At 71.1% G+C, this 14,646-nt stretch carries 15 protein-coding genes and 1 tRNA gene; 7 read left to right on the forward strand and 9 right to left on the reverse strand.

Going from position 1 to position 14,646, the window contains the following annotated elements:
* Positions 1-226 precede the first annotated feature (226 nt).
* From AB0B33_RS29405 to AB0B33_RS29430, 6 genes are all read left to right on the forward strand, one after another.
* Complete coding sequence (locus AB0B33_RS29405; RefSeq protein WP_360777537.1) at positions 227-694, forward strand: NUDIX hydrolase; 468 nt, start codon at positions 227-229, stop codon at positions 692-694.
* The gene (locus AB0B33_RS29410) at positions 691-1,629 is read left to right on the forward strand and encodes a bifunctional DNA primase/polymerase (RefSeq protein ID WP_360777539.1); all 939 of its coding nucleotides are present in this window, start codon (positions 691-693) and stop codon (positions 1,627-1,629) included. Before AB0B33_RS29405 ends, AB0B33_RS29410 begins: the two co-directional genes overlap by 4 nt.
* The gene (gene dcm / locus AB0B33_RS29415) at positions 1,629-2,408 is read left to right on the forward strand and encodes a DNA (cytosine-5-)-methyltransferase (protein ID WP_360777541.1); all 780 of its coding nucleotides are present in this window, start codon (positions 1,629-1,631) and stop codon (positions 2,406-2,408) included. The genes AB0B33_RS29410 and dcm overlap by 1 nt, the downstream gene beginning before the upstream one ends.
* A gap of 17 nt (positions 2,409-2,425) precedes the next feature.
* On the forward strand, positions 2,426-3,475 hold the full coding sequence (locus AB0B33_RS29420) for an AAA family ATPase (protein WP_360777543.1): 1,050 nt from the start codon (positions 2,426-2,428) through the stop codon (positions 3,473-3,475).
* A gap of 210 nt (positions 3,476-3,685) precedes the next feature.
* Positions 3,686-3,919 carry a helix-turn-helix domain-containing protein gene (locus AB0B33_RS29425; RefSeq protein ID WP_360777545.1) on the forward strand — a complete coding sequence of 78 codons (234 nt, stop codon included), beginning with the start codon at positions 3,686-3,688 and terminating at the stop codon, positions 3,917-3,919.
* Positions 3,903-5,108 (forward strand): site-specific integrase, encoded by a 1,206-nt coding sequence (locus tag AB0B33_RS29430; RefSeq protein ID WP_360777547.1) that lies wholly within the window; start codon positions 3,903-3,905, stop codon positions 5,106-5,108. The genes AB0B33_RS29425 and AB0B33_RS29430 overlap by 17 nt, the downstream gene beginning before the upstream one ends.
* Before the next feature lie 89 nt (positions 5,109-5,197).
* On the opposite strand, the gene AB0B33_RS29435 is transcribed toward AB0B33_RS29430, so the two are convergent.
* Complete coding sequence (locus AB0B33_RS29435; protein ID WP_360777549.1) at positions 5,198-5,407, reverse strand: hypothetical protein; 210 nt, start codon at positions 5,405-5,407, stop codon at positions 5,198-5,200.
* A gap of 423 nt (positions 5,408-5,830) precedes the next feature.
* A tRNA-Thr gene (locus tag AB0B33_RS29440) sits at positions 5,831-5,904 on the reverse strand.
* Positions 5,905-6,037: 133 nt separating this feature from the next.
* Here AB0B33_RS29440 and AB0B33_RS29445 point away from each other — a divergent pair.
* Positions 6,038-7,705: a hypothetical protein gene (locus AB0B33_RS29445; RefSeq protein ID WP_360777551.1), complete on the forward strand. Its 1,668-nt coding sequence runs from the start codon at positions 6,038-6,040 to the stop codon at positions 7,703-7,705.
* 56 nt (positions 7,706-7,761) lie between these two features.
* Here the strand turns inward: AB0B33_RS29445 and AB0B33_RS29450 are convergent, their stop codons facing one another.
* The 7 genes from AB0B33_RS29450 to AB0B33_RS29480 all read right to left on the reverse strand — a co-directional run bounded on the left by AB0B33_RS29450 (position 7,762) and on the right by AB0B33_RS29480 (position 14,587).
* The gene (locus tag AB0B33_RS29450) at positions 7,762-8,967 is read right to left on the reverse strand and encodes a DNA polymerase III subunit delta' (protein WP_360777553.1); all 1,206 of its coding nucleotides are present in this window, start codon (positions 8,965-8,967) and stop codon (positions 7,762-7,764) included.
* On the reverse strand, positions 8,964-11,084 hold the full coding sequence (locus AB0B33_RS29455; RefSeq protein WP_247017379.1) for a dTMP kinase: 2,121 nt from the start codon (positions 11,082-11,084) through the stop codon (positions 8,964-8,966). Before AB0B33_RS29455 ends, AB0B33_RS29450 begins: the two co-directional genes overlap by 4 nt.
* A gap of 148 nt (positions 11,085-11,232) precedes the next feature.
* On the reverse strand, positions 11,233-11,850 hold the full coding sequence (locus AB0B33_RS29460) for a hypothetical protein (protein ID WP_360777555.1): 618 nt from the start codon (positions 11,848-11,850) through the stop codon (positions 11,233-11,235).
* A 291-nt stretch (positions 11,851-12,141) separates the two neighbouring features.
* A complete protein-coding gene (locus tag AB0B33_RS29465; protein ID WP_360777557.1) occupies positions 12,142-12,933 on the reverse strand; it encodes a hypothetical protein in 792 nt (263 codons plus the stop codon).
* Positions 12,926-13,114 carry a hypothetical protein gene (locus tag AB0B33_RS29470; protein ID WP_247017373.1) on the reverse strand — a complete coding sequence of 63 codons (189 nt, stop codon included), beginning with the start codon at positions 13,112-13,114 and terminating at the stop codon, positions 12,926-12,928. Before AB0B33_RS29470 ends, AB0B33_RS29465 begins: the two co-directional genes overlap by 8 nt.
* Positions 13,107-13,898 carry an ESX secretion-associated protein EspG gene (locus tag AB0B33_RS29475; RefSeq protein WP_247017371.1) on the reverse strand — a complete coding sequence of 264 codons (792 nt, stop codon included), beginning with the start codon at positions 13,896-13,898 and terminating at the stop codon, positions 13,107-13,109. The genes AB0B33_RS29470 and AB0B33_RS29475 overlap by 8 nt, the downstream gene beginning before the upstream one ends.
* Before the next feature lie 86 nt (positions 13,899-13,984).
* The gene (locus tag AB0B33_RS29480) at positions 13,985-14,587 is read right to left on the reverse strand and encodes a hypothetical protein (protein WP_360777560.1); all 603 of its coding nucleotides are present in this window, start codon (positions 14,585-14,587) and stop codon (positions 13,985-13,987) included.
* Between the last annotated feature and the right edge of the window lie 59 nt (positions 14,588-14,646).

Below are 14,646 nucleotides of genomic sequence, written 5' to 3' on the forward strand. Positions count from 1 at the left end.
AGATCCGGGGAGTTCTCCCTCACCGCCTCCCCGGACTCGCCTCCCTCACCTGACCAGCAATGACTTGGACCAGGGAGGCGAGGGAGCCACCCGAGCAAACCCCCTGATCACGGCCCGAAACCGCTACCTCAACACCCCGTGACGCGCCTCCCTCCCGGGACACCGCGCCGGCCGACCCTACCCAAAAACAGGCACACACAGTCACCAACCGAAAGGGTCACCCGCGATGGAACACACCCACGACACCCCCGAAACGGCCCGGCTCACCGCGGACGTGCTCGCCTTCGCCCGCCGCAACGACGCCTGGAACGTCCTGATGATCCAGCGCCGCTGGGACCCCTTCGCCGGCCGCTGGGCCTTGCCCGGCGGGCACGTCGACCCCGGCGAGACCTTCCGCGCCGCCGCCGCGCGCGAGCTGACCGAAGAGACCGGACTCCGCGCCACCGACCTACGACAGCTCGGCATCTACGACCGGCCCGACCGCGACCCCCGCGGCCGCTATATCACCGTCGCGTTCTTCACCGTCGTCCGTCGGCCGGTCAAGCCCACCGCCGGCGACGACGCCGCCGTCGCGGTGTGGATGCCGCTGTCGTGGCTGGCCCGCAACCGTGACGCCATCGCCTTCGACCACGCCGACATCCTCGCCGACGCCACCGCCGTACTGGCCCGCTTCACCCCGGAGGTGCCCCGATGAACCAGACGACCACGGTGGACGCCGCGCTCGACGCCGCTGCCCGCGGCTGGCACGTCTTCCCGCTGCGCCCCGGCACCAAGCGCCCCGCCGGGCACCCGGAGGACCGGTGTCCCGGCACCGGCCGATGCGCCGGCGGGCACCGGACCCCGGAGCAGCGCGCCACCACCGACCCGGACAAGATCCGCGCCGCCTGGGCGCACGCCCCGTACGGCATCGGCGTGGCGGCCGGCCCGTCTGGGCTGTGCGTGCTCGACCTCGACACGCTCAAGCCCGGCGAGGAGATCCCCGACCGGTGGGCCGCGGCCGGCGCGGAGTGCGGGGAAGACGTCCTCGCCGTCGTCGCCGACGAGGCCGGCCGCGAGCTGCCCGGCGACACGCTCACCGTCCGGACGCCGTCCGGTGGGCTGCACCTGTACTACCGCGTTCCGACCGGCGTGGTGCTGCGCAACACCAGCGGGGAGCGAGGGACTGGGCTCGGCTGGAAGGTCGACACCCGCGCGTGGGGCGGCTACGTCGTCGGCCCCGGCACGGTCACCGACGCCGGCCGCTACGAGTTCGTCTGGGACGGGCCGGTGGCGGAGCTGCCGGGCTGGCTGGCCGACCGGCTCACGCCCGCGCCGCTGCCGGCCGCGCCGGTGCTGCCGATCCGCCCGGCCGGTAGTCGGCGCTCCCGCTACCTCGACGTCGCGATCCGGGCGGAGGCCGGGAAGGTCGCCGACGCCAAGGACAACCGCAACGCCACCCTCTACGCCGCAGCCGTGGCGCTCGGGCAGCTGGTGGCTGGCGGGGCGCTGTCCGAGGAGGAGGTGCGCGCGGCGCTGATGACCGCCGCCGGGCGGCACATCGGGATGCGGCAGTTCACCGCCCGCGAGGCCGAAACCACGATCACGTCCGGCCTGCGCGCCGGCGCCAAGCGTCCCCGGGCGGTGGCCTGATGACCCTCAACGTGCTGTCGCTGTTCTCCGGCATCGGCGGTCTGGAACTCGGCTTGGAACGGGCCGGGATGACCACTGTGGGCCAGGTCGAGCTTGACCTGTTCTGCCGCTCCGTCCTTGAACGACACTTTCCGGAGGTCCCGCGTCATGACGACGTCCGCACCGCACCCGCGTGGTGGCGAAGCCAGTCACGTCCCCGCGTTGACGTGCTCGCTGGCGGCTTCCCCTGCCAGCCCTTCAGCTCAGCCGGACTCCGTCGCGGCATCGGCGATCCCCGCTGGGGATGGCCCTGGATGCGAGACGCCCTGGACGCTGTTCGACCTCGATACGTCCTCATCGAGAACGTCGCCGCGCTGTTGGGGTACGTGGAAGCGTTTGCGATCGTCCTCGACGACCTTTCCCGACGCGGGTTCGCTGTCGAATGGTCGGTTGTACCAGCGTGCGCCCTGGGTGCCCCACACCCACGACGACGCCTGTTCGTACTGGCCTACCCCGACGGCGTCGATGGGCCGGCGGGGCTGGGGGTTGGGGACCGGCGGACGGTACTCGCCCGCCACCGAAGCCAGGGTCCGTGGCGTGATCCAGTCGATGGGTTCATGGCGGCCCGAACCCGCACAGATCGAGTGGCTGATGGGGTTCCCGCCGAACTGGACGGCCCCCGTATCACCGCCCTCGGCAACGCCGTCGTCCCCGCCGTCACCGAACGCATCGGGCGCTTGATCCTCGCCCACTACGCCTCGTACGCCGGACACGCGCCACTTCTGCAGACCGCGGCCTGAACGACAAGGGAGACGCTATGACCACGCCCCGGCCGCTGGCCGCCGTGCCGACACCGCCCGCCCGCCGCACCCGGTGGACCGATGCGGAGCTGATGCGAGAGGAGTTCCCGCCGCCGAAGTGGGCCGTGCCCGGTCTGCTCGCGGAAGGGCTGAACCTGCTGGCCGGTGCGCCGAAGCTGGGCAAGTCGTGGCTGTCGCTCGGACTCGGGGCCGACATCGCCAACGGCGACCCAGTGCTCGGGTCAATCGGAGTAGAGCGCGGCCCGGTCCTGTACTGCGCGCTGGAGGACACCGGCCGGCGGTTGCAGCGCCGGCGGCGGCAGATGCTCGCCGCCGGCGGCCGGGCCGCGCCGCTGCTCACCCTCGAAACCGCCTGCCCCACCATGACCGCCGGCGGTCACGCCGTGCTGGTCGAGTGGTTGGAAGAGAACCCGCACGCCCGGCTGGTCATCATCGACACCTACGAGAAGATGCGCGGCACCGACGCGACGGGCATGTCCGCCTACGCCGGCGACTACGCCGCAGCCGGCCGATTCAAGCAGCTGGCCGACCACTACAGCGTCCCCTTCCTGCTCATCCACCACGTCCGCAAGCAAGGCGCGGAAGACTGGCAGAACCTCGTCTCCGGCACCAACGGCCTGACCGGCGCCGTGGACGCGACGCTCGTACTCGAGCGCGGCCGCGGGCAGGCGGACGGCGTGCTGCACGTGACCGGCCGCGACGTCGAAGAAGCCGACTACGCCATGTCCTTCGACGCCACCGCCGGCGCGTGGACCAAGCTCGACGGGCCGGCCGCCGATCACCTGGTCGGCGACACCCGCGCGCAGATCCTGCGCCTGCTCCGCGAACACGGGCCGCTCACCCCGAAGGCGATCGCCGAAGCGCTCGACGCCAACCCGGGCAGCATCCGCCAAACCTGCAAGCGCATGGGCGACGCCGGCCAGCTCGCCCGCACCGTGGACGGCATCTACAGCGCGCCGGGAGCGGGTGACAGCAGTGCCGCACCCACCCTGTCACAGCTGTCACCGGTGTCACTCCAGGCAGCTGACCAGCACAAACACGAGTGACACCCCAAGTGACAACTTCGCCGGCTGTCACACCGCCGGCGCGGGAGTGACACCCGCGACCACCCCACCCCTGTCACACCTGTCACTCCGTCACTTCACCCGGTCTGACCAGGCCAAACCTAAGTGACAACCCGAGTGACACCTACCGAGAGGAGCGCCCGTGTTCATCGCCTCCACCGACCTGCAGCACGACCCGAGGGGACACACCCGATGGACGCCACCATCACGCCGGCCGCGGTACCCGCGCGGCACCTGTACACGGTCGAAGAAGCCAAGCGCCTGCTTTCCATGAGCCGTTCGGTGATCTACGAGCAATTGCGCGCCGGCCGCCTCGGGTCCGTGAAGCAGGGCCGGGCACGGCTCATTCCGGCGAAAGCCATTCAGCAGTACGTGGATCTTCTCATCAGCGAAGCGGAGGTGACCGGCTATGGCCACGCGGCGTAGTCGTGGGGACGGCGGGCTCTACTGGGATGAGCCGCGCCAGCGCTGGACCGCAGAGGTCACCGTTGGTTTCCGGCCGAACGGCAAGCGCATCGTGCGGAAGGCACGCGGCAAGACGAAGACGGAAGCCAAGACGAAGCTCAAGGAACTGCTCAGCGACGTCGAAGAGGGCGCGGTCAACGCGTCGGCCGGCTACACGGTCGCGCAGGCGGTGAACGACTGGCTGGACAGCTACGGGCGGGGCGAGCGAGACCCGAACACGGTCAAGGCCGTCCGGTCGCTGGCGAACAACCACATCATCCCGGCGATCGGCGCTCGACCGCTGGTGAAGCTCGACGTTGACGACGTCGAGGAGTGGCTAGCGGAGAAGGCGGAAGTGCTGGTCACCTCGACCCTGCGCAATCTGCGCTCCATCCTCCGGAGGGCGATCAACCGCGCTCAGGTGCGCAAACGGGTTCGGCACAACGTCGTGCTGCTGTGCGAGGAACTGCCGGCCGGTAAGGGAAATGGCCGGCCGTCGAAGGCACTCACGCTCGCGCAGGCCGAAGCGGTGCTCACCGCCGCGGAGTCGTCGCCGATGCGCGCCTACATCGTGGTCTCGCTGTTGACCGGCGCGCGGACCGAGGAGATGCGCCCGCTGACGTGGGATCACGTGGACCTGGTCGGCAAGCCGGACGCATCGCCGGCGATCCCGCCGAACGTCAAGGTGTGGCGTTCGGTCCGCGCCAAGGGCGAGACGAAGACGCGGAAGTCCCGGCGCACGCTGGCGCTGCCTGAGCGGGCCGTGAGGGCACTGGAGGACCAGCGGCTGGCCCAGAACGCCGTCAGGTCCGTCGCGGGCGACGACTGGCGTGAACAGGGCCTGGTCTTCGCGACCAACGTCGGCACCGAGCGGGACGTCAACAACGTCCGGCGGGACTTCCGCCGAGTGATCAAGGCAGCCGGGCTCAAGCCGACACAGTGGACGCCCCGGGAGCTGCGACACAGCTTCGTCTCGATCCTCTCGGACGGCGGGATGCCGATCGAGGAGATCTCGCGGTTGGTCGGGCACAGCAGCACCGCTGTGACGGAGCTGGTCTACCGGAAGCAGATCAGGCCGGTGGTCGAGTCGGGTGCAAGGGCGATGGACCGGCTATTCCCCGCGACGAGGGAACATGTGGAGCCTTCTCAGTCCGCGGACCATGCGCCTTAACCACCGAACAGCCGAGGTCAGCCCCCATCCGAGTCGGCGGGTGGGGGCCGGCCTCGCCGGACGCGCTCGGCTAGAAGGTGACCACCGGCCTACCGCTTCTCGAAGACCTTCGCCACGAACTCAGCCGCGGCCCGAACCATCTCGGGGTCCTTCTGCTCTAGGGCGAGCACACCGAACATGAACGCGCCGACGAGCGCGAGCACGGCCAATGTGTGCTTCTTCCTCACGAGCGCGACCACCACGCACGCGCAGAAGAGCACGAGTAGCGCACTCGCAGCGACGATTCCGACCACTTCCACGGCCGTCTCCTTGCATCCTGACTGGCACGCGAGCGCGTAGCACTCACGTCTTCAGGTATTGGGGTGGGAAGCCGCGACGTCAGGCAGGGGCCGACCGCGGCGCGCCGTCCTCCGAACTGGCCAGGGTCGGAGCGGCGGTGTCGACAACGGTAGCCGCCGGCCGCCGGGGGTGGCCCTCGAAATGCATGTCAGTTGCTCGGTACAGACCCCGTAGCGTCGCCAACCTTGCTCGCGCTGCCCTTACAAGTACTTAGGCCCCGCTGCTGCCTAAGGGAGCCGGGGCCTAAGCGTCAGCTTTCCCCTCGCCGGGTGATCTTGCGAACTTTCTTCTCCCACCCACCAGGCGTCTTAGTCACCCACTTAGTCACCCACCAGACGAGTCAGGCCCCACCCGAAGTGTCTCGGATGGGGCCTGACCTGCGGAGCCGCCTAGGGGAATCGAACCCCTGACCTATTCATTACGAGTGAATCGCTCTGGCCGACTGAGCTAAGGCGGCATGTCTCCGGCTCGCGCTGGCGACGGGAGCAAGTGTAGCGGAAGCTCGTGCCGTCACTTTCCGGGGGGACCGTCGTTAGGGCCCTATGACGCCGGTCTCACTCACCGGTCGACCTATCTGGAGGCTCTGGCACATGCGGCGAAGACTGCCCCGTTCGGTGGCCCTGCCGGCGGCCGCGGCGTTGTTGCTGTTCAGCGCGGCGCCGGCGAACGCCGACCCGACCTATCCGACGACTCCGATTCCGCAGCCGGCGAGTTCCGGGCAGGCGCCGATCTCGGCGCCGATCGGGCCGCAGCCGCTGGGGCAGGCCGTCGGGGATGCCGGGACCGCGCTCGGGATCGTCCGGTTGCTGCCCAACGCCGTGCCGACGAAGACGATCCTGCCCGGGTTCGGCGACACCCTGCCGAAGCAGTCGGCGCTCGAGGCCGGCATGGGTCTGTCCAGCGCGTCGGCGAACTCGGACGCCTACCTGAGCTACGAGAAGTCGATCGCGCAGGCGTCGCCGTTCGGGCTGTCGGTGGGCGGGAACGCGCCGCAGACGCCGGGCAGCGTCGTGCAGACCGCCTTGCCCGACAACCCGCAGCCGATCAGCGGTGGGCTCAACGGGCCGGCCAACCCGCTGCTCAACGTCGGGGTGCTCAACGGGAGCGCGCACGCGCGGTGGAGCCCGACGCTCGGGCCGTGCGTCGACACCATCGCCGACGCCAGCACGTCGGTGGCGAGCCTGTCGCTGCTGAACGTCATCCCGTCGATGCCGAACCTCGGGCTGGACGCGCTCAAGCCGAAGCTCGACCCGGGTTCGCTCGCGAGCGGGTTCGACCTGACCAAGGGCCTGCAGAGCCTCGGCGGCCTGCTGCAGGGCGGCGGCCAGACCGCGGCGAACGGCACCGGCTCGCTGCTGAGCCTGCCGAACACGCTGTCGTCGCGCTCGCAGGTCAAGCTGGTCGACATCCCGGGCTCGAAGAACAAGGCCGTGCAGTCGACGTCGACGCTGCAGGGCGCGGACATCGAGATCCTCAAGGGGACGCCGCTGGCGCTGAGCATCAAGGTGGCCAGCCAGCCGACGCTCAAGGTGACCTCCACCGGTGACGCCAAGACGTCCAAAGTGGACTACACCGCGCCGGTGCTGACCATCGCGGCGGGCGGCAAGACGCTCTACACCCTGGACGCCGCGCACCCGACCAAGGACATCCCGATCGGGCTGCCGCTGAAGGGCCTGAGCGACCAGTTCGGGCAGCTGAACGACATCCCGGTCGTCGGCGGGCTGGTCTCCACGCTCTCCCAGGGCGTCCAGCAGGTCGGCAGCACCGCGGGCACCGTGCTCGACCTCGGCGTGCTGCGGCTGAGCATCGCCGGGCTGGACCAGAAGTCCGCGAACATGACCACGCCGTTCAAGGGCTTCCAGCTGGGCGCGTCGGCGCGGCTGTTCGACCTGCAGCTGCTGCCGACGACCAAGCTCAAGGGCCTGCTGCCGGACGACCAGGCCAAGAACCTGCCGTCCTCGCTGGCCCAGCTGTCGCTCGGCGAGCAGGTCGCGCGGGCCTACGCGCCGACTGGCGGGGTGGTCTGCGGGTCGACGTCGACGCCGCCGCCCGCGGGTGGTCAGGCGCCGAAGGGGCCGGTCAAGAACCTCGCTTACACCGGGGGCGCGTACGACACCGTGCCGCTGTTCTGGTGGGGCACCGCGATGCTGCTGCTGGGCGTCGTGATGGTGGCCGCGATGCCGGGCGGCCGCCGTCGTCCGCTGGCCGTCGCCGTGGAAGAGAAGCCGTTCAAGCCGTCACCGCGACCGCGCGAGTGACACGAGGGCTGTGAAGGAACCCCGCCGGGAGCTTTCCCGGCGGGGTTCTTCGCGTTTCAGCCCTGGCGAAGCGTCGTGACCATCGCCTCGACGGCGATGCGCGGCTTGACGTTCAGGTCGATCGCCTCGCGGCACTCCAGCACCGCTTCGAGCCGGCGGAGCGTCGATTCCGGCGTCCACGACGAAGCCGCTTCGCGGATCTGGTCGGCGTGGTCCGGGTGGTTGAGCGTGACGCCGGAGCGGGTCACCGTCACCAGGACGTCGCGGTAGAAGCCGACGAGGTCGACCAGCGCCAGGTCGAGCGTGTCGCGCTGGGTCCGGGTGGCGCGGGACTTCTGCTTCTTCTCGAGCTGCTTGACCGCGGCTTCGGCGGCCCGCTTGGCCCCGGCAACGCCCTTGCCGATGCCGTCGCCGCCCATCGCCGTACGCAGTTCGTTGCGTTCGTCCTCGTCGCGGGACTTGCTCGCCTCGCCCGCGTCCGCCTCGGCCGCGCTGATCAGCTGGTCGGCGCACGTGAAGACGTCACTGGGCCGGCGCAGCCCCAGCGGGATCCGCAGCACGGTGGCCCGGCGCTGCCGGGCGGCCTCGTCGGTGGCGAGCCGGCGCGCGCGGCCGACGTGCCCGCCGCAGACCGAAGCCGCCCAGTGCGCCCGCTCCGGGTCGACGTGGTCGCGGCGCACCAGGACGTCGGCGATCGCCTCCGGCGGCGGCGTCCGCAGCGTCACCAGGCGGCAGCGCGAGCGGATCGTCACCGAGACGTCCTCGGGGTGGTCGGACGGCGCGCAGAGCAGGAAGACCGTGCGGTCCGGCGGCTCCTCGACGGCCTTCAGCAGGGCGTTCGACGCGCCTTCGGTGAGCCGGTCGGCGTCCTCGATGACGACGACCTGCCACTTGCCGGTGGTCGGGCGGCGCGCAGCGGCCTGGACCAGCGCCCGCATCTCGGCGACCGAGATCGACAAGCCTTCCGGCACCACGAGCCGGACGTCGGCGTGCGTGCCCGCCATCGTCGTGTGGCAGCCGGGGCAGGCGTCGCAGCCGGTACCGGTGCTGCACTGCAGGGCCGCCGCGAACGTCCGCGCGGCCACCGAACGGCCGGAACCGGGCGGACCGGTGAGCAGCCACGCGTGCGTCATCGCCCCGGGCGGGGCGGGCTCGCCGGCGACGATCTTCGCGGCGGCCGAAGCGGCCGCGGTCAGCGTTTCGACCGCGGCTTCCTGGCCGACCACCTGGTTCCAGACACCGATGCGTTCGGTCGTCGTCACTTCGCCTCCACGCGAGGCTCTTCCGGGGTCTCGACGGGCAGGGGTTCGTCGATGTCCATCGGCAGCGTCACCGGCTTCTCGGTCGTCGGCGCGAGCGCGGACAGGCGGCCGACGAACACGGCGCGCAGCGCGGTGCGGATGCGCTCGGCGACCTCGGCGTCGGTGCCGTCGGCGTCGATCACGACGTACCGGTCCGGGTCGGCCGCGGCCATCTCGGTGAGCAGGTGCTGGACGCGCCACTGGTCGTTCATGGCGGTCGACTTGTCGCGCGGGACGCCGTTCGGGGCGGAGTCGAGCAGCACGGTGAGGTCCGGGCGCAGCCGCCCGGTCGCCCAGTCGGCGAGGCCCTCGAGCTCGTCGCTGTCCAGGCCCGCGACAGCGGACAGGTGCGCGAGCGGCGAGTCGACGAACCGCTCCATCACGACCACCGAACCGGCGTCCAGCGCCGGCTGGACGTGCCGCTCGACGATGTCGGCCCGCACCGCGGCGGCGGCCAGCGCCTGGGCGCGCGCCCCGGTCAGCGAGGCGCCGGAGACCAGCGCGGTGAGCCGCTGGTCGTCGAGCGCGGGGTCGGCGGCGACCACGACCGGGCGGGTGCCGCCGCGCATCCAGTCGGCCAGGTTGACGGCCTGGATCGCGGTGTTGATCGCGGTGGTGCCCTCGACGGCGATGAGGAAGCCGTTGACGCGCCGCGGGGTGCGGCGCAGCGCGTTGCGCAGGTCGGACAGGATCGGCTCGGTGCGCTTGTCGTCCATCTGCCGGTAGGCGAAGAGGCCGGCGACCAGCGCGATCGCGGCGCCGCCGAGCATGACCGGGCGGGTGCCGTCGATGGTGAGCGGGCTGCCCCAGACGGTGACCGTGTGCCGCTGCACGAGCCCGACCAGCACCGGCACCGTGACCGTGGTGCCGAACAGGACCAGCTTCATCATCAGCTGGTAGATGGCGTTGATCCGGCCGCGGATGGCGTCCTCGACGCGCGAGCCGATGATCGTGACGCCGGTGAGGAACGCCGTCCCGGCCCAGACGCCGACGGAACACACGGCGATCAGCGCGACCGCCAGGTGCGGCGACAGCGCCACCACCAGCAACGAGAGCGCGGCGGCGATGATGGAGATGCCGAACAGCCGGTCGTGCGCCAGGCGCCGGGCGAGCTTCGGCGCGAAGGCCATGCCGGTGGCCAAGCCGAGGAAGACGGCCAGTACCAGCAGGTTGAACGCCGAGTCGCCGGCCAGCAGGCTCGAGGAGTACGGCTTGGCCGAGCCGATCACGGCCCCGCCGGCGGCGAACGCGCCGAAGGCCCCGACGAGCAGGCCGCGCACGAGCGGCGTGCTGCGGATGAACCGGAAGCCGTCGGCGATCATCTGGCCGATGCCGAACTTCTCTTCGTCGGCCGGCTTGACCTTCTGCTCCGGCAGCTCGTGGACGTTGCGCAGCGAAAGCTCGGGGATCCGGGTGGCGATGAGGATCGCGCTGGCCAGGTAGAGCAGGCCGGTGATGATGACGACGAGCTTCGCGATGTTGAGGCTCGGGTCGCCGGGGAACAGGTGGAACGTCGTGTTGACGCCGGTGATGGCCGCGTTGGCGCCGGCCGCGGTGATGACGGCGAGGCCGTAGGTCATCACCATGCCGAGCTGGTTGGCCGTCTCGACCTGGTCGGGGCGGCGGAGCAGGTTGGGGACCGCAGCCTCTTTCGAGGGGATCCACATGCTCGACGCGCAGCCGACGAGGAAGTTCCCGGCGAGCAGCCACCAGGGTGCGCTGACGATCGCGATGGACAGCAGGAAGCCGCACCGCAGCAGGTCGGCGACCACCATCACCTTGCGGCGGTCGAACCGGTCCGCGAGCAGGCCGCCGATCGGGGCGAACAGCAGCCCCGGCGCCAGTCCGGTCAGCACCACGCCGACGAACGCGAAGTTCTGGGCGAAGTAGTTGTCCGTCAGCTTCGTGGCCAGGCCGGTGAGGGCGAGGATGTTCAGCCAGTCGGCCACGCTGCACAGGTACGTGACGCCCCAGAGCCGCCGGAACGGTTTGATCGCCAGTACCCGCCGGACCCGGTTGATCGTGGACGCCTCGGCACCCGACGACGCACCCGGGCCGGACCCGGGCACCGATCGCAAGCCCTCGCTGATACGCCCACCCCACTAGTCACCGCGGTGCCGGACGCCCTGGTGGGGTCGCCCGACCGTGAAGCCAGGGTAGCCCGATCGGCCCTTGCCTCGCGGACGACCCCGAGGTGCCAGTGGGGTGGGGAACAGCGAGCGAACGCTAGTCGAACAGTCCGGTCACGCTGCTGACCAGGCTGGAGACCATCTCGATGGCGACGAAACCGAACACGATCAGCAACGCCACGGCGAGCATCACGCCCGCCGCGCTCGACGACGGCCGGTTGATCGCCGGCATCGACATCGCCGGCATCTTCGGCAGCCTCCGCCGCTTGACCGGCACGACGTCGACGTCGTCGAGGTCTTCGTCCGGCAGCGCCTCCTGCCGGACGGGCCGGAGCAGCTGCGGCGGCCTGGTCGGCCACGTCCGCTGCCGGTTCCGCTGCCGTGGCAGCACCCCGAGCGGCGGGGTGTCCCCGTTCGCCGCCAAGGTGCCCGCCGGCGGGATCGCCTCCGGGGCCCTGGCCCCTATTTCGCCCTCCTCGCGGAGTGTCTCCTCGACCATCCGGCGCACGACCTCTTCGTCGGGCTGCACCGGCCCGGCCACCGGGAAGGCGGCGGGCTCGTGGCCGTTCGGAGCCGCGGCGCGCGGCTCCGGCGCCGCGGTGACCAGTCCGGAGACCGGGTCCGCGAACGTTTCGCCTGGTGCTTGGGACAGAGTGCCGTCGCGCTGAGTGAGCTCGGGGGCATTGAAGAAGGGAGCCTCACCGTTCGCGCTCATGGTGACCACCTCACTACTGAATGTCCTCGCCTTTCCAGGGTAGCGACGATGGCGGATAACGCATCCGCCCAATGGCTCTGTCTGCTGTGGAGGGTCGGTCACGCAGCGCAAGCCCGCACCCGAACCCCCTGCAGTGTCCAGCCCGCCGGTGGCCCGGTCGACCGCCGTTGGTGACAGATCGTAGTGAGTCCGATCACACGGGCCTTGAAACGGCCCCGCGGAACAGGCCACACCCTGGGTGTCAAGATGGCCAGTTTCGCGGACGGCGATCGTGCCCGGATGGAGTACCGGTCAGGGCACCTCCTCCTGTCCGAGGTCGATCATCTTCCGGCACCAGTCGCGGAGCATCCCGCGGCTGAACGGGCTCAGGACGAGCTGGCGCCGCCCGTCGCCCCGATCCAGGGCCGCCAGCGCGAAGCGGCCCAGGTCGGTGTCGACGAGGACGAAACCGTGGTCGGGGAACTCCGCGCACAGTCCGCCGAACGCGAGCATGTCGAGCACCGCCGTACCCGAGCGCGGCCGGGCCAGCAGCTCCCGCATCGCCCAGAGGTCGGCGTCCTGGCCGTCGTGGACCAGCCCGTCGGCGTCCACCGACAGCCAGATCGCCCGCGCCGAGGCCCCGAACGGGACCTCCGGCAGCTCCGCGATGAGCATCTCCGGCAGCTCTTCGAAGTCGGCGAGGTGGATCGCCGTCCGGCCCGGCAGCGAGCCCATCATGAACGCCCGCTCGCCGTCGGCGTAGCACCGGATGTCCGCGATCTCGGGCCCTTCGTCGAAGACGCCGCACAGTGCCGCCCGCACCGAGCCGCGCAGCATCAGCGAGACGACCTCGAAGCCGAGTTCGTTGAGCTCCCCTTCCTCCCCGAAGGGTGTGCCGTCGATCCAGGCGGCCCAGGACATGTGGCGTTCGACCTCGTCGATCAGGTCCGCGGGGTCGTCGGAGACCGGGCCGTGGACGAGGATTTCGTGGTCGCTGACGTCCGGGTTGTAGAGCCGGTCGACGGGCTCCCGGTCCGGCATCGCCGCCAGCACCGGCCCGGCGGCGAGCTCCAGCAGCTCGCGCGCCGCCGTGCGCTCAGCCATGGCCCTGCACCTCCTTCTCCGTCTCGTCTTCGGTCTCGTCACCGGCAGTTCCGCTACGAGGGATCGGAACGTCGCTGATCAGCTCGGCCGCCGCCAGGATCGCGTCACGGACCGTGAGGCCCATGAGCGCCGGCTCGAGCGCTTCCCCGCGGGCCGGCGGGTTCGCCGCGGGCTCACGCATGGCTCTGGACCGCCTCGACGATCCACTGCTCGGCGGTGCTCCTCGACGCTGGACCCCACGTCACCGTCCAGCGGCCGGTGCGATCCACCGCCGCGCTGAACTGGTAGCGGCCGAGGTCGTTGTCGACCAGCCCGAACGCTCCGTGCGGGTATTCCGCCAGGATCGCGTTGCGGACCGCCAGGTCCACCAGCACCGTGCCCAGCCGCGGGCGGGCCGCGCACTCGCGGATCAGCTCGACCGCCCGCTCGCAGCCGCCCGGGATCAGGCCGCGCTCGTCCGTCTCGATCCGCACGGCCCGGCCCGGCCCCGGCGGCCGGTCCGGCAGGCCGTCGAACACCCAGCCCGGCAGCTCACTGAGGAAGCCCGACCGCAGCCGCGCGCGGTTGCCCAGTTTGTGCAGCACCGTGGTGTAGTCCTCGTCGCCGAAGAACCGGACCTCCCACGGCTCGTCACGGGCCGGGAAGACCCCGGTGACCACGCCGCGGATGAAGCCACCGCGCAGCGCCCGGTACAGCCCGACCGCCTCGGCCGTGACCTCGCCGCCCGGGGCGAGGCCGATCGCGGCCATCCCGGCGACGAACCGGGTGTACTGCTCCACCTCGTCGGCCAGGCTCAACGGCGGCGAGGGACGACGACCCGGGAGCGGTCCGGTGTCCGCGAGCACCGGCGGGATCTCGAACTCGGGGTCGTAGAACTCCATCACCGACGGCCGCCGCGGCACCTCGGCCGACAGCGGGGCGATGACCTCGTCGATGACGTCGAAGACGGCGACTGACTTGTTCACCCCTTGATTGAACACCCTGGCACCGACAATTTCTCGCACAGGTGTTCGACCGGGTGACATCGGTCGGCGAGCGGTCGGCGAGCGGCTCAGGCATGCGCCGGCACCCGGCCTTCGACGACCTCGGCCAGGCCGTCGACGCTCCCCGGCAGCCACCAGAGCCGGCGGCCACCGCCCCGGCGCCGACCCAGGACCGCCAGGTGCCGGCCGCGGTCGTCGTCGACGAACGCCACCGCCTCCCACGGCCGCCGCGAACCGCGGGCGATGTCCACCTGGACCGTGCCGAGCCGAGGTCTTCGGAGGTCCTCCAGCAGGTCGAAGACCAGGCACTCCTGCTCGGGCTCCAGCACCCCGCGCTCGTCGGCGTCCAGGTACAGCCCCCGGCCCGGCACCGGCGCCCGCACCGGCAACCGCGCGAAGGCCAGGCCGAGGAGTTCGGCGATCGAGCCGGACGACGACCCGGACCGCCGCAGCCCGTCACCGGCGACGCCGAACCGCGTGCCGTCGTCGAAGAAGGCCGACGTCCACGGCTCGTCGAACAACGCGACGGCCACGCCGCAGACGCCGTCACCGGCGAAGCCGGGGAGCGAGTCGTGCAGGTCCAGCGCGGAGGGACTGCCCGCGGCCGCGGCGCGGACGGGCTTGAGGATCTTGGCGAGCACCGTGTGCACGGTGCGTGGTGTTGTGGTCACGCGTCCAGCAAACCCGGGACCACCGACAATTTCCCGAACATCCGTTCGAGGTGTCACCC

The sequence above is a fragment of the Amycolatopsis sp. NPDC049159 genome (assembly GCF_040648295.1).
GTDB lineage: Bacteria > Actinomycetota > Actinomycetes > Mycobacteriales > Pseudonocardiaceae > Amycolatopsis > Amycolatopsis pretoriensis_A.

Bases quoted from the DNA above. Each gene is read 5' to 3' on its own strand.
- AB0B33_RS29405 (WP_360777537.1), top strand. From the start codon at position 227: ATGGAACACACCCACGACACCCCCGAAACGGCCCGGCTCACCGCGGAC.
- AB0B33_RS29410 (WP_360777539.1), top strand. From the start codon at position 691: ATGAACCAGACGACCACGGTGGACGCCGCGCTCGACGCCGCTGCCCGC.
- dcm (WP_360777541.1), top strand. From the start codon at position 1,629: ATGACCCTCAACGTGCTGTCGCTGTTCTCCGGCATCGGCGGTCTGGAA.
- AB0B33_RS29420 (WP_360777543.1), top strand. From the start codon at position 2,426: ATGACCACGCCCCGGCCGCTGGCCGCCGTGCCGACACCGCCCGCCCGC.
- AB0B33_RS29425 (WP_360777545.1), top strand. From the start codon at position 3,686: ATGGACGCCACCATCACGCCGGCCGCGGTACCCGCGCGGCACCTGTAC.
- AB0B33_RS29430 (WP_360777547.1), top strand. From the start codon at position 3,903: ATGGCCACGCGGCGTAGTCGTGGGGACGGCGGGCTCTACTGGGATGAG.
- AB0B33_RS29445 (WP_360777551.1), top strand. From the start codon at position 6,038: ATGCGGCGAAGACTGCCCCGTTCGGTGGCCCTGCCGGCGGCCGCGGCG.
- AB0B33_RS29460 (WP_360777555.1), bottom strand. From the start codon at position 11,850: ATGAGCGCGAACGGTGAGGCTCCCTTCTTCAATGCCCCCGAGCTCACT.
- AB0B33_RS29465 (WP_360777557.1), bottom strand. From the start codon at position 12,933: ATGGCTGAGCGCACGGCGGCGCGCGAGCTGCTGGAGCTCGCCGCCGGG.
- AB0B33_RS29470 (WP_247017373.1), bottom strand. From the start codon at position 13,114: ATGCGTGAGCCCGCGGCGAACCCGCCGGCCCGCGGGGAAGCGCTCGAG.